The sequence below is a fragment of the Paraburkholderia sp. BR10954 genome, assembly GCF_040965775.1.
Classification (GTDB): Bacteria; Pseudomonadota; Gammaproteobacteria; order Burkholderiales; family Burkholderiaceae; genus Paraburkholderia; species Paraburkholderia youngii.
In genome coordinates this window covers 81458-102009 of sequence record NZ_JBFRCK010000030.1, presented here as the reverse complement: position 1 = coordinate 102009, position 20552 = coordinate 81458, and the positions used below count along the sequence as shown (strand labels likewise).

The window sequence follows — 20552 nt, the reverse complement described above, 5'->3', positions numbered from 1 at the left end:
CAGGGGTTCCTGCATCTCATCCATTCCGCGCATCGCATCCGCTGCCAAAGATCATGAACACGATATCCATAACGCCCGTCCCTCAAACCCCGTCTACACGGGACCCAAATTCAACAGCCTGCTAGGCCAGCGCGGCAAACGCTATGGCCTGCAGACGATGTGCGAGGGTGGCGGTCTTGCCAATGTGACGATCGTCGAGAGACTTTGAGAACTGCGCACAGCGGCGCGATGATTCGCGCCCTGTTGTGCCAGAGTTCCCGCTAGACGATCTCAGCGTATTAGCCCAAGCTTGCGCGCGATTGAGACTGCCTGCGTGCGGCTGCGGGCACACAACTTGCCGTTGATATTGCGCAAGTGGGTGCGAACCGTGCTGTCTGACACGAATAGGTTTTCCGCCATTGCGGCATTCGAGTAGCCTTCGGCAAGCAACTGCAATACTCGCAATTCCTTGCGCGTCAGCGGTTCCGGCAGGACTTTGGAGCTGCACGATGAGGCAGGCACGACCTCGGCCGCAGGTGAAGCGCCCAAGGCGTGCAGCAGTCGCCGCATATACTCGCCGAGAAGGGGCGAATTGCCCGAGTCTTCCTGCGTAACGGTGTGGCATTGTTCGAGCAAGGGAATCAGCACGGGGCCTTCATCCAGGATCACACGCACAAAGCCTTCATGACACGTGTGGTGCAATACGGGCATGGCCATGTCGACTGCGGCCTGCGCCATCCCTTTGCGTTGCAAGGCGAGCGCCGCGAGAAGGCCCAGTTTCAGCGCGCGGGTGCGCCGCTCCGATTGTTGCGCCTCGGCAAGCGCAGGTTCGAGCTGCGTCAAAGCGGCATCAGGGTCGCCGAACGCGATTTCCCAGCGGGCCCGGCCGATGACAATGTCCTCGACGTCATTGGCGGGCAAGCTGAGGCGAGCCACGCGCTGCCACAATTCGGCGTCGTCACCGCGATTCAGCTCTTCCTGCGACAAATCGGCGTATCCCTGCAGCAGCAAAAGATGGGAACGCTCAAGCCTCGATGATGCGAGAACACGCGATAATTGACGCTCGACGCCCAGGTATTCCAATTCGGTCAGAAATCGCAACGACCGATCGACATCGCCTCGCTGAAATGCGATTCGCGAGCGCATGCGGTAGCCCATGATGATGTGATCGGGGAGGCCGACATCACGCGCAAGCGGTAAATAGACATTGAGCATGTGCTCGGCCTCGTCGACGTTGTCGGCCTCGTAGACCGAACTCGCGTAGAGCACGCCGGCCCATGCGTTGCCGCTCGTCAGATTGTACGAAGAGGCGCGTGTCGAGCCGACCGCGATGCGATAGCGGGCCGACGCGTCGCGCAGGCGCCCCTGTTGCAGGTCGACAAGGCCTTCCGCCGATTCGGTGTGCATGCGAATGAATTCTCCCTTGTTCTGTACGCGGCGTGCGTTCTCGAACAGGCTGTGCGCCTCATGAGGTTGACCCAGCACGGAGACAATGTGCCCCATCGAGTTGCATAGCACGCCATCGGCAAATGCGTTGATCGACGGCAGGTCCGCAAGCGCCTGCCGGCCGAGGGCATAGCCTTCTTCGAAGCGATCCATCATGGCAAGCAGCATCGGCCGTTGCCCGTTCACATGCGCGAGCACCTCGGGATCCTGGCTTTGCGCGAAGCCTGTTCGCTCCAGCTGTTCCATCGCCTGCAGCGGCCCTTTGGTAAAGGCCAATGCCCAGACGGCAATCACCTGCAAACGCGGGTACATGGCCAGCTCGCGGGGCTGAAACGCCTCGAACCAGCGCGCCAGCAAGCGCATCCGGCCTTGCTCAAGGAAATGATCGACGTGTTGCGCGAGCATTGACAGGGCATACGGACGGTCCGCTCCTTCAAGTGCATGATCGATTGCAGGCACGAGCTGACGCCGCTCTTCGTACCAACCGGCGGCGGTCAAATGCAGGCGAACGATCCTGTCGGGCTGCTCGCGGCGCAATTGCGCACAAAGGTAGTCGGCGAACATGCTGTGATAGCGCCATGTGCGCTCTTGGCCGTCTACCGGCGTGAGGAACAGATTGGTCGCCACAAGGCGGTCCAGTATTTCGTTCGCATCCAGTCTGGGATTCAGGGTTTGGCAAAGGGACGGGCTGAGCTGCCGCAGGATGCTGGTTCGCAGCAGGAACTCACGTATTTCCGCAGGTTGGTGCGCCAGTACGTCCTCTGCCAGATAGGCGGCCACGTCGCGATGCGAGCCCGAGAAACGTTCGACAAAATCGCTTTGGACACCGTGACGTGCAAGAGACATGACGGCCAGTGAAAGCGCTGCCGCCCAGCCCTCGGTTTTGTGGTGCAGGCGTTTCGCGTCATCGGGCGAGGGAGGTGTTTCCATTCGTAGTTCGAACAGACGTTGCGTATCCTGCTGAGTAAAACGCAGATCCTCCGTGTCGATTTCCAGCATGGCATCCTGGACCCGCAGGCGCGCGATGCCGATATCGGGTTCGGCGCGTGTGCCAATGATGATCTGGCAGTTGCGCGGCGAGTGCTCGATGAGTTCGCGTACTAGGCCGATAACGGCGGGTTCGCCCAGCTTCTCGAAGTCATCGAGAAACAGGGCAAATCCTGTTACCTCGCGAGATATCGCCTTCAGTATTTCCAGCGGGTTGGCCACAGGAAGCTCATCGAAGCCGGTCTGGACGAGTGCCGTGCGGAAGCAATTGATGAAACGAGGTACGTCGTTGTCGGCGTGCTCGAGCGTAATCCAGGCGGTGTAGACGTTCGCCTCGTCGAAGTGTCGTCGCGCTTGCGCCATCGCCGTCGTCTTGCCAAAGCCTGCCGGTGCGCGAACCAGCACCAGCCTGGCACGAGATTGCGCGATGCGTTGACAGACATCGACGCGCGCAACCTCGTAACCGGTGGGTTTGGCGGCCACAGGCATACCGACTGGATTGGGATTGCGGGGCAGCGGAGAGAACGACACTGACGCATTCATCATTGGCTCTCTACAGGTGAACTTGGATTGCGCGTTCTGATGATGATTCGTCACGCGGGCCATGCGATAAAGATGCTAGGCGCGGCTGTGGCCATCGACTAGTCCGCATGAATGGATTTCACTCGTCCAAAAATGCGGGTAATTCGCGATCGTCGCCTGTATCTGAAGCTCTCCCGAATCGGCGCACGGCGATTGCCGTCGACCATGGACGGATGAAATCCGTCAGCACCCGCTAATCGACGAACCCGTTATTGCCTAGCATTTCCGTACGCACTGCGAGTGCGGTGAAATCGCATCGCATTACTCAACCTCTTTGGACCTACAGCCATGGCGACGATTCTTCATATCAATAGCAGCATCCGCAGTACAGGCTCCGTTTCCCGTCAGCTGTCATCTGAATTCGTGAGTAAATGGAAGGTCGCCAATCCACGCGATATCGTGATCGAGCGCGACCTGGCGCAAGATCCGGTTCCGCACCTGACTGAACAAATGATGGGGGTGTTTTTCACTCCGGCGGATCAGCGCTCGCCGGAACAAACCCGGACCGTTGAATTGGCCGACGCACTCGTGGAGGAATTGCTTCGCGCCGACGTCATCGTGCTCGGAGCACCGATGTACAACTTCTCGATTAGCTCGGCGCTCAAGGCGTGGATCGATCACGTGACGCGTGTCGGCGTGACTTTCAACTACACCGAGACGGGAGCCGTCGGGCTCGTCAGGGACAAGAAGGTCTATGTCTTTACGGCTAGCGGCGGCGTTTATAGCGAAGGCCCCGCTCAGTCGATGAATTTTCAGGAGACCTACCTCCGGGTGATTCTCGGCTTTATCGGCCTGACCGATATCACAGTGGTGCGTGCCGAAGGTCTGGCAATGGGTGAGCCGTCAGTGGACGCCGCATTGAACCACGGCCGCGAGATGATTGACGGACTGATCTCCGCTTGATGTCGGATAGATAGCCCTTCTGCGAGGAAAAGCGAGAGTTCCGGCGGCTGATGATAACCGCGGCGGCGCTCAGATACGTCAATAGTACTGAGGAAAGCGATGGCTCATGTTATTGCGGCTCCATGTGTGGCGGATTACTCATGTGTGGAGATCTGTCCGGTCAACTGCATCAGCCCTCGCGCCGCCGACCGGGATTTCGACGACGCCGAGCAGCTGTATATCAATCCCGATGTCTGCATAGATTGCGGGGCTTGCGTCGAAGTCTGCCCTGTATTGGCGATTTTCGAAGCGGATTGCTTGCCGGAGAAGTGGCGGCATTACGCTCAAGTCAACCGTGAGCACTTCCTCGGAAAGGGGGAGTGAGTATGCCGTTGCCGTTGAGAGTGGCGGTTGTCGGCGCCGGGCCGGCCGCCATGTATGCCGTCGGGCATCTGCTTGAAACAGGCGGCCTCACGCCGGATATCGACATCTTCGAACGATTGCCCAATCCGTGGGGTTTGGTGCGAGCGGGCGTGGCGCCGGACCACCCGGAAAAGAAGCTGGTGGCAGACCGTCTTTTCGATTTCTATCTGAAGGATCCCCGCGTGCGCTTTTTCGGCAATGTCGAGATCGGCACCGATATCAGCCACACCGAGCTCGCAGAGTGGTACGACGCGGTCATCTATGCCGTTGGCGCGAGTGGCGATACAAGAATGGACATTCCGGGTGAAGCCTTGCCGGGATGCTGGGCAGCGCGGGAATTTGTGGGGTTCTACAACGGCTATCAGGACTACCGGCATCTTGCATTCGATTTGTCGTGCGAAAGGGCGCTGGTGGTCGGCAACGGCAATGTCGCGCTTGATGTTGCCCGCATTCTGACGATGCCGGTGGCGGAACTCGAGCGCACGGACATTGCCGACCATGCGCTCGCAGCGCTGCGTCATAGCGCGATTCGCGAGGTGGTCGTGCTCGGCCGTCGCGGCCATGAGCAGGCAGCGTTTCACAATCCCGAACTGGAGGAACTGGCACATCTGGAAGGGGTGGATGTGGTCGTCGAAGGGGATGCGTTGCCCGGCGAAGACGAGACGATCCCGAGCCATTTGCATTGGGAGACGCGACGCAAGGTAGCCACGCTCCGGCAGATCGCTGCACGGCGCACGCATCCGTCGAACAAGCGTATCGTCCTGCGCTTCCTGGCGTCACCTGTCGAGTTGCGTGGCCGCGGCAAGGTCGAGCAGGTTCTGGTCGCACGCAATCGTCTTGAGCAGAACGATCGCGGAGTCCTGACGGCAAGACGCACGGACGAACAATCGATGCTGAATGCGGGCCTGGTGCTGCGCGCCATCGGCTATCGAGGCACCCCTTTTCCCGGCCTGCCGTTCGATGAAAGCCGCGGCGTCATTCGGAACATCGACGGGCGTGTGACCGATACACATGGATGGCTCAAAGGGGCCTATGTGACCGGCTGGATCAAGCGCGGCTGCCGCGGCATTATCGGCAGCAACAAGAAATGCGCCGGCGCGACGGTGGAGAAGCTGATCGAAGACGCAAGGAGCAATCGATTGCCGCGGACAAGTCTCGACAGGGACGCAGTGCCGGCGCTAATCAGGCAAAGGAAGCCGGAGGTGGTGTTACGTCGGGACTGGCTGGCTATCGATCACGCGGAAATGGATGCGGGCCGCAATACGGGGCGGCCTCGTGTCAAGAAGACCGATGTCGCCAGCATGCTGGCTTGTGCGGCGGCGGCGCGTTAATTTCGCATTCGACGAGGGAGAAGCGTCTTGGTGCAAGCAAAGCATACCTTTTGCCGGATATGTGATCCTCATTGCCCGTTGCTCGCCGAGTTCGACGACAAGGGGAAAGTGATTCGCCTGAGCCCCGATTTCGATCATCCCAGCGGCGGCGTTGCCTGCCACAAGGGACTGTCCTACCTGGAAGTGCATTACAATCCTGATCGCCTGAACTGGCCGAAAAAACGCGCGAATCCCCGCTCCGAAGCGCGTGGCGATTTCGTCGAAACCGATTGGGATACCGCAATGGCCGACATTGGCCGGCAATTGAAATCTGTTCGGGATCGCTATGGGCCGGACTCGGTCGCCGTATATATGGGCAATCCGTGGTCGTTCGACACAGCGGCTTTCATGACTGTCGGCCAGTTCCAGGACGCAATCGGCACGCGCATGCGCTTCAGTGCGAGCACGCAGGATACGGCCAACAAGTTCGTTGTGGCGGGTGAGATATATGGGTCGCAGATGTCGTTGATGATGCCCGATATCTACCATACCGACTATCTGCTCTGCCTCGGCTCGAATCCGAACGTTTCGCGATGGGTGATGTTCTCTACGCCGAATGACGGCGGCGACGCACTGAAGCAGATCACACGGCGAGGTGGCAAGGTGCGCTTTGTCAACCCGCGAAAGATCGAGTCTTCCACCGCCGAGACAGGGCCCACGCTACGCATCAAGCCTGGCACGGACGTCTATTTTCTTGCCGCCCTGCTTCACGAAATCGTCAACCGGGGCGGCGTGAACGAATCGTTGGTGGCTCTGTATGGCAAGCATTTCGACGAGCTGATTGGCTTTTTCCGAGACTATCCCGCATCCAGAGTGGCGCCGGTCATCGGGCTCGATGCGCAGGTGGTGGAGGAGGTAGCTGCGGAGATGATCGCGGCCAGATCTGCAGCCGTCTATATCGCAACAGGTGTCAATCAGAGCCAGCAGGGAAACCTGTGCTACCTGCTCGCGGAGATGATCAACTTCGTCACCGGAAATCTCGGGCGGCAGGGCGGCACCTACAAACCAAATGGACTGCTGAATTATTTTCCGCCGCGTGCGCCGCTGCGGCCCATGGCAACCTCTGTCGGAACATTCGATGTACCGGAGCCGATGGGACACGCGGCATTGCCGGCGGCGCAGTTGCCGGCCCTCATCGAAAACGGTGACGTGCGCGCATTGATCGTGCTGGCCGGTAACCCGCTGCTCACCGTGGGCGGCGGCGATCAGCTGCGCGAAGCGTGCGAAAAGCTGGAGCTCATGGTGAGCGTCGACATCTTTCGCAATGCGACTGCGGAGATGGCCGACTACGTGCTCCCCGCGACGGATTGGCTCGAACGTAGGGACGTCAACACGCTGATGAGCGGTTTGCAGTCCATTCCATATGTGCAATACACGGACGCCATGGAGCAGCCAGCCGAAGGCCGGCGCAGCGGATGGTGGATCCTGGCTCGTATCGCGCAGGCGGCGGGCTTGTCGTCGCCGCTCGATGACAAGCCCAGCCTGAGCGACGGATCACATGAGATCGACGCGATTCTGTCGATGGGAAAACTCTCGATCGACGCGCTGCGAGCAATGCCTGCGCAAACGGCGACCTTTCCTCAGGGAGACCGCGCGATGCTCTTCGAACGCTGTCTCCAGCACGAGGACCGGACGATTGATTGCTTCCCCGCGGCATTCGTCGAAACAGGGCTCATTGCGCGTTGCCATGCCATATTCGCGCAGCGCCTGCTGGAACCGGATGACACGCTGAGACTTATTTCGCTGCGCACGCGTTACATGCATAACAGCTGGTTCGCGAATCTGGAAAAGTTTCGGCTCGGCCGGCAGAGCATCAACCCGCTGAACATCTGTGAGGAAGATGCGTCAGCGCATGGCCTTCACAATGGCGATGCAGTGCGCGTGTTCAACCAGTACGGGACCATCGAAACGCGGGTGCTGATCAACAACCATCTGAGATCAGGTGCCGTTGCGATGACTCACGGGTACGGTAATGCGCACGCGTATGGGCTATCGGTGGCATCCCGCAAGGCGGGCGCCAACTGCAACGCGTTGATGCCAACGAACGCGGACGCGGTCGAACCGTTGAGCTACATGTCGTGGATGTCCGGCGTACCGGTGCAGATCGAGCGAATCGTAGTGTCGTGACCGATGATCCGGTGCCGCATCGTCGGTCTTTGCGAAAACAGGATCGTCGCATCCGACGATGCCAGGACAGGCCCCACCCTCATAAACTGAGTCGGGATCACCTGGTCGTGAACCTTCATCGATGGACCTGTCATGACATTTGAACTGATTGGCGTGGAAGAGGATTTCAGGCGCTCCGTCAGGGCGTTTCTGGAGACGGATTTGACTGCCGGCCTGCGCGAGGCCGGTCGGCGCAGTTCGGGAATTTTCGCCGACTACCCCGACGCGATTCGCTGGCACCGCGCGCTTGCACGCCGAGGCTGGAGCGTTCCGCACTGGCCCGTCGAGCACGGTGGCACAGGGTGGTCGCCATTGCAGCATTACATCTTCGCAAGCGAACTCGCGGACGCGGACGCCCCAATGCGCTCGCCGGTCGGCACTCACATGGTTGCGCCGGTCATCATTGCGTTCGGTAGCGAAGAGCAGAAAGCACGCTGGTTGCCCGGCATTCGCAACGGTGACGACTACTGGGCCCAAGGTTACTCAGAGCCGCAGTCAGGTTCCGACCTGGCATCGTTGCAATGTCGCGCCGTGCTGACGGCGGACAACACGCACTATGTCATCAACGGCACCAAAATGTGGACCACGCACGCGCAATGGGCAAACAGGATGTTTTGCCTTGTACGCACATCCAATGAGGGCAAGCGGCAGCACGGCATCAGTTTTCTATGCTTCGACCTCGACCTGCCTGGCATTACGATTCGGCCGATCATCAGCCTGTCCGGCGATCATGAGCTGAACCAGGTGTTCTTTGACGATGTGCGCGTACCTGCGTCGGCACTGATCGGAGAGCAGGACAAAGGATGGACGATAGCGAAGTATCTACTCGAACATGAGCGTGGGGGAATGTGGGCGCCGCTCCTGCGTGCGCGACTGCGGCGTTTGCATAAGGCAGCGAGCGATGCGTGGGCTCATCTTATGCCAGACAGCGCACCGTGCGTCGAACTCGCGCGCAAACTGATTGAAATCGAATTGGAAATCGATGCGCTAGAGGCGGTTGAGATTCGCACGCTACGGGCCCAGGCGCGAGGTGAGCCGACAGGGATCAGTCCTTCGATAGGCAAGGTGAGCGGGACCGAGACGCGGCAGAGATTGACCGAGCTCGGAATCGAGATTGCCGGTGCGTACGTGAACGCGGGGCTGCGCATGGATTCAGCGGAGCAGGGCGAGTTGCCAGTGCCGGAGGATTCCGTGTTCAACATGGCGGCCTATCTCAACGACCGCGCCGCATCGATCTACGGCGGAACAAACGAAATACAACGCAACATCATTGCAGCGCATCTGCTGGCGCGTTGACGATATCGCACGAGGCTACCTTGCATATGACAGATACCCAAACCATGCTGTATGACAGCCTGCAACGCTATCTCGACGAGCAATACGGCTTCGAGGCGCGCTCACGCGCACTTGCGGCAGCGGTTCATGAGCCGCCGCAGTTGTGGCAGGGCCTCGCGAACGATCTCGGCATCCTCGGCGCAAGCCTGCCTGAACAATGGGGCGGTCTCGGCGGCGGCGTGATAGAGAATCAGCTGATCATGGAGCTTCTTGGCGGAGCGCTTGCGGGTGAGCCTTACCTGTCGACCGTGGTGATCGGCGGTGGGCTGTTGCGCCGGATTGGCGGCAGCATGGCCGAGCGCCTGATTCCGCGCATTGTCGACGGCACGGCCGTGTTTGCATTCGCGCACGTCGAGCCGCCCGGGCACTTCGACCTCACGGATGTTCGGACCACTCTTTCGCACGACGGCGGCACGCTATGCCTGAATGGCCGGAAGGCGGTCGCGTATGGCGCGCCGTGGGCAACCCATCTCATCGTCACCGCACGCAGCGCGGACGCTAGCAATCAGGACATGTCGGTACTGCTGATCGAGCGGGACGCGCCGGGCGTCGTGATGCGCGAGTACCCGACGCGCGATGGCGGGCGGGCGGCGGAAATCCGCTTCGATCAGGTGCGCGTCGCTCGCGACGCGCTGCTCGGTGACGAGGGTGGGGCACTGCCTTTGCTCGAGGAGGTCCTCGACGAAGCGGCGCTCGCGGTGTGTGCCGAGGCCGTCGGTGCGATGCGTCGCCTGATGCGTGACACGCTCGAATATGCGCGGGAACGCAAGCAATTCGGCGTGCCGCTTGCGAGTTTCCAGGCATTGCAGCATCGGATGGCAGACATGTTCATTGCCCTCGAGCAGGCGGACGCATTGACGCAAAGCGTCGTTTCATGCCTCGACAGGCTCGGGCCGCAACGGGCGCGTGCGGTGTCGTCGGCCAAGGTCGCGGTCTGCAAGGCCTGTCGCAAGGTGGGGCAGGGTGCGGTCCAGATACACGGCGCGATGGGCATGACCGAGGAACTGGCTATCGGCCACTACTTTCGGCGTACGACCGTGATCGAAAGTCTGTTCGGATCTCTTGACTACCACGTGCGCAGGTACGAGCGATTGGGACGCGAGTTCGCTTGAGCGGCCGCGCCTCGCCGTCCTGCTCCGCTATGCGTTGCATCTGACATTGCCTCCGATTCTGGACGGGTGAAATCAGATTTCACGCTCTAGTCAATGAACATGACCGTGCATAGGATGCATTCATGCGGCACCGACCCGTTGACTCGCTGGGCAGAGACCGATGCAGACCGTTTCGGAGGTGAGAGATGGACTTCGCAAAAGGTAGGTTGCGTTTGCAGGTCGAAAAATGGTTTGCGCCGCATGCCGCGGCACCGGTTCGCGTCACGCGGATCAGCGCCGCAAGTTCCGGCTTGACGCGTTGCGTCCGTGTCGAAGCCCTTCGCGTGGGCGGCCCCGTTACCATTTTCTTCTTCCGGCACGGCAACGGGACATGGTGCGTGTTTCCTCCCCGATCGGAACGTCCGGCCATGCGCGCTTGATGGCGCTGTGTAACTGCCGACACGACGCGTGCTGCCCGGTAAATCTCACCAACGACATGGCCGAAGCCGCCATTGCAGGTTCTTGCGAGAAAATCCCCGATGTCCGGTTCCGCACCGCCTTCCTATGCACCCGATGTGCGCAACACCAGCGATTCGTCGGTGATTGTCGCGCTAGTCGCCGCCGCGTTCTTTATGGAGAACCTGGATGTGACGATCATCACGACGGCGCTGCCGCAGATGGCGCGCTCGTTGAACGTCACTCCAGCCGACCTCAGCATTGGCGTCACGTCGTATCTGCTGGCGGTCGCGGTGTTCATTCCGCTTAGCGGCTGGGCCGCCGATCGCTTCGGCGTGCGCACGCTTTTCACGAGCGCGCTGGCCGTCTTCACGGCGTCGTCGGTCTTGTGCGGCATGACCGACGGCCTCGCTTCATTCACGGCGGCGCGCATTGCGCAGGGCATCGGCGGCGCGATGATGGTGCCCGTCGGACGGCTGGCCGTGCTGCGTGCGACGCCCAAGGAAGACCTGATGCGCGCGATCACGCTCATCACCTGGCCGGGACTCGTCGCGCCTGTCATCGGGCCAGCGCTCGGCGGCTTCATCGCGGCCTATTCGTCGTGGCGCTGGATCTTCTATCTGAACCTGCCGCTCGGATTAGTCGGGATGCTGCTGTCCCTGCGATTCGTCAGCAATGCGGGCAGAGATACGCAGCGTGCGTTCGATTTTCCCGGCTTCGTCCTCTGTGGCTGCGCCTGCACGATGCTTCTGTATGCGATGGACCTGATCAGCAGGAGTGTCGTGCGATGGCACGAGGTGCTCGTATTTCTCGTTGTAAGCGGTGCGACTGCCGCCGGTGGTTTCGTCCATTTGCGGCGGACACGAAACCCGGTCGTTGATCTCTCCACGTTTCGTGTGAAGACATTCCGCGTTGCGCTCGGCGGCAGTTCGTTGCTACGGATTGCGAACAGTAGTTTGCTGTTTCTGTTGCCGCTGATGTTCCAGATCGGCTTCGGCGTCGATGCGTTCGAATCAGGATTGCTTACCCTGTGGGTGTTTGCCGGTAATCTGTCGATGAAGCTGGTCACCACGCCGATCATGAAGCGCTTCGGCTTCCGTGCGGTGCTGCTCGTCAACGGGACGGTCAATGCGGCCGTGCTTGCGGCGTTGAGCTTTCTCGATCCCGCGACGCCCTATGCATGGATTGGTCTCGTGCTATTCGTGAGCGGACTCTCCCGCTCGTTGCAGGCCACGGCCTTTAATACGCTCGGCTTCGCGGACGTGTCGAATCTGCAGATGAGTGCCGCCACCACCTTGTCGAGCACGTTGAACCAGCTAACGATCGGCGTTGGCGTGGCGTTCGGCTCCATCGTGCTGCGCGCTGCCGAATGGTTGCACCAGCATGACTCGCAGGCAGTCAACCTGAACGACTTCACACTTGCGCTTGCCATCATCGCTGCGTTCAGCCTTGTCGCTATCGTCGACGTATTCAGCCTCGATCGCGATGCGGGCGCGCAGGTGAGCGGCCATGGCCGGCGCGCGTCTACCTGACGCGTTGAAGCTCGCCGTTCGTCTTACAGCTTTACAACATGTTCGTGGACAGAACGTGTTGCAGGCCATCAATCATTCACCAGGAGTGACCAGCATGAACCATGGAACGAAGAGGATTCAACCGCTAGACGCCGGTCGTAATACGAATGAACATAGGCAAAACGGCGCAATGGGCGACGACAGTCGCGAGGACGCGGCCCAGGCGGCGCAGAACTGGGCGTGGTCCAACGCACAAGGTCACTATGACTGGATGGATTCGCATACGCCATCCGCGAGCATCGACTAGTATGACATCCCGTAAATATGTTGAATAAATAACTGGTTCGATTATCATGCCTGGATGAGCCGAGGCCGCCATGCAACGCCAGTGAAGCTGGCGAATAAAGAACGACGAGAACTACTATCGCTGATTGAGCGGAAGACGGCTGCGCAGCGAGATGTGATGCGCGCGCGTATCGCGTTGTGGGCCCACGAGGGTCACTCCCGGCATTTCAGCCGCTTCGGCACTCGCCGCGATCAATGCCGGCTGCGATGCGGTCGACGGCGCGCTCGATGCAATGAGCGGCCTCACTTCGCAGCCGAACCTGTCGAGCATTGCCGCGGCACTGGCCGGCAGCGAGCGCGATCCTGGGCTCAGTCTGGAGCGGCTGCACGAAGCGTCGATGTACTGGGAAGGCGTGCGTCGCTACTATGCACCGTACGAATCGGAGATCAGGGCCGGCACGGCAGACGTCTACCGTCACGAAATGTCCGGCGGCCAGTACACGAATCTGCGGGAGCAGGCGCGCGCGCTCGGAATCGAACATCGCTGGACCGAGGTGTCACGCGCGTACGCGGACGTCAACCGGATTTTCGGCGACATCGTCAAGGTAACGCCGACCTCGAAGGTGGTCGGCGACATGGCGTTGACGATGGCGGCCAACGATCTCAGCGCGGCCGATGTGTGCGACCCGAGGAAGGAAATTGCTTTGCCCGAATCGGTCGTGTCGCTGTTCAAGGGCGAGCTTGGCTTCCCGCCCGCCGGCTTTCCGGCGGAACTGTCGCGCAAGCTCTTGCGAGGCGACCCGCCGCCGCCGTACCGGCCCGGTGACCAGGTTGCGGCCGTCGATCTGGACGCGGCGCGCGCGCAGGGCGAGGCAGCCTGTGAAGAGGCACTGGACGACAGGCAACTCGCTTCGTACCTGACGTATCCGAAGCATACGGTCGACTTCCATGCACACCTGCGTGCCTATAGCGATACCTCCGTATTGCCCACGCCCGCTTTCCTGTATGGCCTGCGGCCGCAGGAAGAAGTTGCGGTCGATATCGACGCGGGCAAAACACTGCTCGTCTCGCTGCAGGGACAGCACGCCGACGTCGGCGAGGGCATGGTGAAGGTTCAGTTCGAATTGAACGGACAGTCGCGCACTGCCGTCATCGAACAGCGCAGTACCGTGCAGACGGGACCGGCGCGAAAGAGCCGGGCGGTTGCCGATCCGGCCGATCCATTGCATATCGCCGCGCCGATGCCGGGCTCGATCGTCACGGTTCCGGTTCAGCCCGGGCAGTGCGTATCGGCCGGCAGCACACTGGTCGCACTTGAAGCGATGAAGATGGAGACGCACATCGTGGCCGAACGCGACTGCGAGATCGCCGCCGTGCATGTGCACGCGGGAGACCGTCTGGCGGCGAAGGATCTGTTGATCGAGTTGAAGGCTGCGGATTGAGTGCGGCGGCGAACGGGGAGGGCGGCGCCCCTCCGGCTCTGGATGGACTTCTGGCCTCCGCTTACCGCCTCATGCGTGCTATACCTTCTGCGCCTGTTCCCATGCTAGCTCCGCAACGCGCACGAAGCGGTCACTCGTGGCGCGCGCGTCGTCGCTGACCGCCGTGCCGCGCGCTACGCGTGCGCGGATGCCGTGCAGGATCGCCGCGAAACGGAACATGTTAAAGGCGATGTAGTAGTCGAGATCGGCGATCCGTTCGCGCCCGGTGCGCTGGCAATAGGTCGCGACGTAGCTTGCTTCGGTGGGCAACCCCAGTTCGGCGAGATCGAGCCCGCCGATCCCACCGAGGATATCCTGGGGCATGCGATACATCATCGCGTGATAGGCGAAATCCGCGAGCGGGTCGCCGAGCGTCGACAGTTCCCAGTCGAGCACGGCAAGCACGCGAGGCTCGGTTTGATGAAACACGAGATTGTCCGCGCGGAAGTCGCCATGGGTCAGCGTGGTTTGGTCACCGGCAGGCAGATGGGCCGGCAACCACTCCACGAGGCGGTCCATGTTCGGGTCGCGGCCCGCGGCTTCGTCAGCAAGATACTGACGCGACCAGCGCTCCACCTGCCGTGCGACGTAACGTCCCGGCCTGCCGTAGTCTGCGAGTCCGAGCGCCGCATAGTCGAGCGAGTGAAGCTGCGCGAGTGTGGCGTTCATCGCATCCATGTATGCCGCGCGCTCGCCAGCGGGTACGCCGCGAAAGCCCGACTCCCAGAAAATGCGGCCCTCTATCATCTCCATGACGAAAAAGCCGCTGCCGAGCACGCTTTCGTCCTCGCAAGTGCCGAAGATCTTCGGCACCGGAAATCCCATCGGGCTGAGCGCCGCCATCACTCGCGCCTCGCGCTCCACCGCGTGCGCGCCCTTGAGCAATTGGCCGGGCGGCTTGCGCCGCAATACGTAGTCGCGCCGCGGCGTCTTTAGACGATAGGTCGGATTGGATTGGCCGCCCTTGAACTGCTCGACTTGCAACGGACCCGCATAGCCGGCTACGTTGTTTTCCATCCATTGGGCTAACGCGAGTTCGTCGAACTTATTCTGTGCCCGGATCGGCCCGGTGCCGGAGAATTGCTCAGTGCCCTGCACGATAGCCTCCTTCGAGCGCCGTGCGCTTGATCTTCTTCGCAATCGACCACTTGTGCACCTCGGTCGGACCGTCATAGATGCGGAACGCGCGTATCTCGCGAAACACCTGCTCGACGATCGAATCCCGCGACACACCGGAGCCGCCCATTGCCTGCACGCATCGATCGGCCACGCGAAAGAGCGCATCGGACACGGCGACCTTCGTCATCGAACTTTCGGTCGTGCCCATATGACCCGCATCGAGCACGCCCGCGCACCAGTCGATCATCAGCGCCGCCTGCTGCAGATCGATCAGATTCTCGGCAAGCATGAAGCCCACGCCTTCGTGATCGATGAGCCGCTTGCCGAACGCATGGCGCCGCGTTGCATAGGCCACGGCAATCTCGTGCGCGCGAGTCGTTGCACCGAGCCAGCGCATGCAATGCGACAGACGCGCCGGAGCCAGACGGATCTGCGCATAGTCGAACCCTGCGTGCACTTCGCCGAGCACGGCGCTCGCCGGCACGCGCAACCCTTCGATGGCAACGCGGGAGTGCCCGCCCGGCATCGAACTGTCGATGGTATCGAGCACCTTCACGATCCTGATCGCCGGATGGGGAAGGTCGACGAGGAACATGGTCGCGCGTGGCTTGTCGCCGTCTTCCGTGCGCGCCATCACGATGCCGACAGCCGCTCCATCGGCGCCGGTAATGAAAGTCTTCGTGCCGTCGATCACCCAGTCGTTGCCGTCGGGCCGCGCGATGGTCTTCAGCATCGACGGATCGGAGCCCGCGCCTTCGTCTTCGGCGGGCTCGGTCATGAAGAAGGCCGAGCGTGCTTCGCCCGACACCAGCTTCGCCAGAAATCGCTGTTGCTGCTCGGGCGTCGCCACCTTACCGAGCAGGAACATGTTGCCTTCGTCAGGGGCCATCGTATTGACCGCGACCGGGCCGACCGGCGAAAGCCCCGAGCGTTTGAGCACGGCAGCCGTTTCGAGCTGGGTCAGGTGTTCGCCGTTGGCGAGAATGTGCGGCGTCATTACGCCGGCCTCGCGCGCGAGACCGCGCAATTCGGCGACTAATTCGGCAGAGGGGCCGTGTGGTCCAAGGCGCGGGTCGTGCTCGTACGGCACGACCCGATCGCGGACGAATGCCTCGACGCGGTCCGCGAGTTCGCGGCTGCGTTCGGTGGGACAGGGAGTGAACATCTGCGGCTTCCTTACTAAAGACTACTGACGAGGTGGCCGCCATCGACGGACAGAACCGCGCCTGTCATGTAGCGTGACGCATCCGATGTGAGCAGCCGCATCGGGCCGTCTAGGTCGTCCAGCCGCCCGAGCCGGCGCTGCGGGATACGTTTGATCAGCGCCGCGCCAGCGGGTGTCTGCCAAAACTGCTGGTTCAGTTCGGTTTCGATGTAGCCCGGCGCGAGCGCATTCACGCGAATGCCGTAACGCGCCCATTCGAGTGCGAGCGACTTCGTCAGCTGAATCACGCCGGCTTTGGACACCGCGTAGGGAAGCACGCCACCAGCCTGACGCAGGCCGAGAATGGACGCCACGTTGACGATTGCTCCGCCGCGCGCCTGCATGGCCGGCGCAACAGCTTGAGCGAGGAAAAACATGCCCTTGAGATTGGTGTCGAGCACGCTGTCCCAGTTCGCTTCGGACTGCTCGAGAGCCGGACCTTCGGTGACCACGCCGGCGTTGTTGACAAGAACGTCCGGCGCGCCGACGGTTTGTGCCAGTGCTTTGCGCGAAGCCGCATCGTTGACGTCGAGCGGCACACATGTGACGTGACCTCCCGCCGCACGCAGGCTGGCGGCCAGCGTTTCCAGCGCGCTCACCCGCCGCGCCGCGACGAATACTTCTGCGCCCCACGCCGCAAAGAGCTTCGCGAAGTGCGCGCCCAGTCCACTCGATGCGCCCGTTATCAGCACGCGCTTTCCTGCCAGGTCGTTCAACGTCGATGGCACGGCTGCCTCCTTCAATTGTTCCAATAGATTGTTGGACAATTATATAGAACAAAATTGTCGTTGGATTAGCTGTTACAATTTCAGGATGACCAGAAAACTTTCCACAGAGCGTGTGATGGACCCCATGGATGCGGCCGCTTTCGCCGAGACCGGGTCCGCCTCGGACGCAGTATTCTTCGGGGTGATCAGCGGCCTCGAGAACCAGACTTTCGTGCCTGGCCAGCGCCTTGTGGAAGGGGATCTGGCCACGACTTTCGGCGTGAGCCGCAACTCGGTACGCGAGGGCTTGCAGCGTCTGGTCGCGGAAGGCGTGGTCGACCTGCTTCGTCACAAGGGCGGTGTGATCCGCTCATTGAGCGTTCAGGACACACTCGATGTACTCGACGTCGCCGAATTGATGACCGGCCTGCTTGCGCGCGCTGCCGCACGCATGAAGCCGGCGGCGGCGCAGGCGCGTGTGATCGAGCAGATCATCGGCGACCTGAATGCGGCCGACGAGGCGCGCGACGTCGCGGGGTTCTCAATGGCGCGGCGGCGTTTTTACCGGGCACTGCTTGAACTCGGCGGCAATGACGAATTGAGGCGCCTGTTTCCGGCGATCCACATGCCGATCGTCTATGCGCAGTACCGTCTGCCATCATTGCAGCAACTGCGATTGCGCGACTACGGCCGCATCGCGGCGGCGGTGCTTGCCGGCGAGGCTGACAAGGCCGAGGCGCTTGGCCGTGAGCACGTGCAAAACGTTCGGCGCTGTATCTGTGGGGCGGAACCTGCGGTGATGCGGTGATGACATCGACCGCCGCAAGAGCTTCCGCTCAAGCACATACAAGCTGTCGTCATTGCGTGAGTGCATCGTTCATTCGCGAAAGAATCGCGTTGGCATTTGACGTTTGATGAACGATACGATATGGTCTCACCTCTCTGACGCGGGGTGGAGCAGTCTGGCAGCTCGTCGGGCTCATAACCCGAAGGTCGTAGGTTCAAATCCTACCCCCGCAACCAGAGCCCAGTAAGGCTTTGCAGGATTTCTGAAGTTTTGGGCGAATCCTCCCTTTCCCAAATTTTGGGTAATAGGTGGGCAAAACTGGCGAAAATCCGGCAGACATCAGCAGCACACAGAACCCGCTCTAGGCGGGTTTTTGCTTTTGGGGCCTCTGAGGGCTTCCAGCCCCTCACCCCTCCATCCACCTGCTGCACCCCTCCAGCCTGTCCACAGCCCGGATGTAGAGCCTGTGCGTGCTTTCAGCCTGTGCGGAATGGTTTAATAGCGTTAGCCACCATGATGTTTCCGCAAACGGGAAGGACTATGGACAAGGAAGCGATTTTGCGAGCAGCCGGTATTGATGAGGAAACGCTTCACCAGCTTCAGGTCGGCGACAAACCGATATCGGTGCGCTTTGACTTCTCTCTCCCCGTCGCACAGAGATTTTCGGACCTAATCGGCGTCAGGATTGATCTGGAGGCTGTCGAGAAAATGTGCGCCGCCTAGCTGAGCTTTATACTCAAACAAAGAGAGTCAAGAAGATGAGCAGACAACGCGGGCGCGCTACACGCTGAATTCAAGCTGGAAGCGGTTTGGCTGGTCAACGCCGGTTAGAGCGCTGCGGGGGTGGGCGCCCGCGACCGACGGACTGCGCAATCCGACGGGCCGTGTCGATGACGACGGCACCGCGCCGACCTGGGCGATCACGTCGACTGTGAGCGGGAATGGCGATCTGGAGCCGACCCGAATTGGCTGGTAGCGATTCGCGATATTGTCAAGAACAAGAGGGCTTTGGGCGTAGCGTAGGAAAGGTTCTTAACGCTGTGCAGCGAGGGTTTCGCGGAGTGCTAAGAGGTGTTTCGTTCGAGCGCTTGCGCAATTGCACAAGCGCTCGACAACTGAAAGCAAATCACCCACGAGGCGGATGAACGCGCGCTGGGGTCGGCGGCGCGAACGCCGCGCACCCGGCGCGGCCGGTGAATACGCCAATCAGCGGCATCGCCCAGATCTTCACGGCTCGTGATCCCCAAAGATCGCAGGCCTGGCCAACGTGATGGTTCAGGCAAGCTGAAAAATTGCTGACAGGTTGACGCGCATGGGGAGCGGACCATGGCATGGTGACCCCGGGACTGAGACATCAGCCATGCGGGGCGCGGCCGGACATTTCGATCAGAAAAGCACGCCTCTCGGTGTGTGAGTGTGTTGTTGTCGAACGAGGGTTCGTTTATGTGCGTCATGCGACTGCCGACTTTGCGACAGCGTGGCGTGGTTAGCGGTTCTATCGCGGTTCAACCCTGTACTAGGACAGCACGAGTGCAGTCTGGAGAATACGTAAACGTGATTAATTTGTGAGACCGCCGCAGGCAGATTGAACTGGCCCACAGCTCATAAGCGCCGGCCGTCAGGATAATCGACTGTCCGATTCGTGCGCGACAAGTCGATTACATGAGACGCTAGTCGGCCATGAAGCGTCATTTGCTCGTACTGTTGCGCAGACGTTCAAACGTCGGTTCCAGGGCCACAAACGGCCCCTCGCATTCTTCGGTCCAACTTAAAAGTCCGATTTCAAGCTGCGCGCTCAACAAGCCGTGCATCTGAGGAACGAATTATTTCGCGTCACACGAGACGTGCCGCCTAAGAACTAACATGGAAATATCGCTCCGACGCATTGATGAGCGTGTCGATGAGCCTTAGCAGAGCGCGCGCCCAATCCCTTCACGAGACGTTTTGCAGCGCTGCCCCTGGCACGCGGTCAGGATGAAGTTTCCACGCCATGCCTATCAGTTCGGCGAGCGAGCCGGCTTTCATCTTTCGCATGACCTGCCTGCGGTGCATCTTCACCGTGATCTCGCAGATGCCCAACTCGCCCCCCACCTGCTTGTTCAGAAGGCCGGTCACCACGAGCGTCATGACCTCGCGCTCGCGACAGGTAAGTGACGCGTAGCGATCCCGGATCGATTGCATCCGGGCTTCCTCGCGTAGTGCCACGCGGCTGCGCTCGATTGCGTGCCGGATGGCATCGAGCATCACCTGGTCGTCAAAGGGCTTGGTAAGAAACTCAACCGCTCCAGCTTTCATGGCCCGCACCGTCATTGGAACGTCGCCGTAGCCGGTGATGAAGATGATTGGCATGTCGGTGCGCTCGGATGCAATCAGGTTCTGCAGGTCGAGGCCGCTGAGATCGGGAAGAGCGACGTCCAGCACCAGGCAGTTCGGGACCGTCGCGCGCGGGCGCCCGAGAAAGTCCTGTGCGCATGCGTACGTCTCCGCCCTGAGGCCGGCAAAGCGAATCATCGCTTCGAGCGACTCACGCACCGAGACATCGTCGTCGACGACGAAGACGACCGGCGTGCCTTGCGCCGACGACAATTCGTGTTCAACTGCTTGGTCTGGTGTCATTTCGAACTCCATGCGTAGGCACCTGGATGAATCATTCGACCTGGAGTGCAGCCCGGATCGCTCCGAGCATGGCAGTGTCGCTGAAAGGCTTGAAGAGGCAATCGACGGCACCCTGTTCGAGCATG

The 20552-nt window shown here is 60.9% G+C and carries 16 protein-coding genes, 1 tRNA gene and 1 pseudogene; 13 read left to right on the top strand and 5 right to left on the bottom strand.

Going from position 1 to position 20552, the window contains the following annotated elements; genetic code table 11:
- A partial coding sequence (locus AB4Y34_RS31560; RefSeq protein ID WP_368718254.1) for a hypothetical protein occupies positions 1-208 on the top strand: 208 nt, incomplete at its 5' end.
- Between the two features lie 62 nt (positions 209-270).
- Here AB4Y34_RS31560 and AB4Y34_RS31555 read toward each other — a convergent pair.
- Positions 271-3018: a LuxR C-terminal-related transcriptional regulator gene (locus tag AB4Y34_RS31555; RefSeq protein WP_368718253.1), complete on the bottom strand. Its 2748-nt coding sequence runs from the start codon at positions 3016-3018 to the stop codon at positions 271-273.
- 264 nt (positions 3019-3282) lie between these two features.
- Between AB4Y34_RS31555 and AB4Y34_RS31550 the strand changes: the two genes are divergently transcribed.
- The 9 genes and pseudogenes from AB4Y34_RS31550 to AB4Y34_RS31510 form a co-directional block, all read left to right on the top strand.
- Positions 3283-3897, top strand: coding sequence for an FMN-dependent NADH-azoreductase (locus tag AB4Y34_RS31550; protein WP_368718252.1), 615 nt, complete (start codon positions 3283-3285; stop codon positions 3895-3897).
- 99 nt (positions 3898-3996) lie between these two features.
- Complete coding sequence (locus tag AB4Y34_RS31545; protein ID WP_368718251.1) at positions 3997-4260, top strand: ferredoxin family protein; 264 nt, start codon at positions 3997-3999, stop codon at positions 4258-4260.
- A 2-nt stretch (positions 4261-4262) separates the two neighbouring features.
- Positions 4263-5630: an FAD-dependent oxidoreductase gene (locus AB4Y34_RS31540; protein WP_368718250.1), complete on the top strand. Its 1368-nt coding sequence runs from the start codon at positions 4263-4265 to the stop codon at positions 5628-5630.
- Positions 5631-5708: 78 nt separating this feature from the next.
- Positions 5709-7796, top strand: a complete 2088-nt coding sequence (locus AB4Y34_RS31535; RefSeq protein ID WP_368718249.1) for a molybdopterin-dependent oxidoreductase — start codon at positions 5709-5711, stop codon at positions 7794-7796.
- Positions 7797-7928: 132 nt separating this feature from the next.
- Positions 7929-9131: an acyl-CoA dehydrogenase family protein gene (locus tag AB4Y34_RS31530; protein WP_368718248.1), complete on the top strand. Its 1203-nt coding sequence runs from the start codon at positions 7929-7931 to the stop codon at positions 9129-9131.
- Between the two features lie 26 nt (positions 9132-9157).
- Positions 9158-10282 (top strand): acyl-CoA dehydrogenase family protein, encoded by a 1125-nt coding sequence (locus AB4Y34_RS31525; RefSeq protein WP_368718247.1) that lies wholly within the window; start codon positions 9158-9160, stop codon positions 10280-10282.
- A 518-nt stretch (positions 10283-10800) separates the two neighbouring features.
- On the top strand, positions 10801-12249 hold the full coding sequence (locus tag AB4Y34_RS31520) for an MFS transporter (protein WP_368718246.1): 1449 nt from the start codon (positions 10801-10803) through the stop codon (positions 12247-12249).
- Positions 12250-12343: 94 nt separating this feature from the next.
- Positions 12344-12535: a hypothetical protein gene (locus tag AB4Y34_RS31515; protein ID WP_368718245.1), complete on the top strand. Its 192-nt coding sequence runs from the start codon at positions 12344-12346 to the stop codon at positions 12533-12535.
- 199 nt (positions 12536-12734) lie between these two features.
- Positions 12735-13955 (top strand): annotated as a pseudogene (locus AB4Y34_RS31510) (biotin/lipoyl-containing protein); the annotation flags it as partial.
- A gap of 78 nt (positions 13956-14033) precedes the next feature.
- On the opposite strand, the gene AB4Y34_RS31505 reads toward AB4Y34_RS31510, so the two are convergent.
- The 3 genes from AB4Y34_RS31505 to AB4Y34_RS31495 are packed head-to-tail and all read right to left on the bottom strand — an operon-like array spanning position 14034 to position 17045.
- Positions 14034-15092 (bottom strand): phosphotransferase family protein, encoded by a 1059-nt coding sequence (locus tag AB4Y34_RS31505; protein ID WP_368718244.1) that lies wholly within the window; start codon positions 15090-15092, stop codon positions 14034-14036.
- Positions 15079-16278 carry an acyl-CoA dehydrogenase family protein gene (locus AB4Y34_RS31500; RefSeq protein ID WP_368718243.1) on the bottom strand — a complete coding sequence of 400 codons (1200 nt, stop codon included), beginning with the start codon at positions 16276-16278 and terminating at the stop codon, positions 15079-15081. The genes AB4Y34_RS31505 and AB4Y34_RS31500 overlap by 14 nt, the downstream gene beginning before the upstream one ends.
- 14 nt (positions 16279-16292) lie before the next feature.
- Positions 16293-17045: an SDR family NAD(P)-dependent oxidoreductase gene (locus AB4Y34_RS31495; protein WP_368718242.1), complete on the bottom strand. Its 753-nt coding sequence runs from the start codon at positions 17043-17045 to the stop codon at positions 16293-16295.
- 115 nt (positions 17046-17160) lie between these two features.
- Here AB4Y34_RS31495 and AB4Y34_RS31490 point away from each other — a divergent pair, with 115 nt between their 5' ends.
- From AB4Y34_RS31490 to AB4Y34_RS31480, 3 genes are all read left to right on the top strand, one after another.
- A complete protein-coding gene (locus AB4Y34_RS31490) occupies positions 17161-17832 on the top strand; it encodes a GntR family transcriptional regulator (RefSeq protein WP_368718241.1) in 672 nt (223 codons plus the stop codon).
- A gap of 138 nt (positions 17833-17970) precedes the next feature.
- A tRNA-Met gene (locus AB4Y34_RS31485) sits at positions 17971-18047 on the top strand.
- Between the two features lie 304 nt (positions 18048-18351).
- A complete protein-coding gene (locus AB4Y34_RS31480; RefSeq protein ID WP_368718240.1) occupies positions 18352-18534 on the top strand; it encodes a hypothetical protein in 183 nt (60 codons plus the stop codon).
- A 1209-nt stretch (positions 18535-19743) separates the two neighbouring features.
- Here AB4Y34_RS31480 and AB4Y34_RS31475 read toward each other — a convergent pair.
- Positions 19744-20427, bottom strand: coding sequence for a response regulator transcription factor (locus AB4Y34_RS31475; protein ID WP_368718256.1), 684 nt, complete (start codon positions 20425-20427; stop codon positions 19744-19746).
- Between the last annotated feature and the right edge of the window lie 125 nt (positions 20428-20552).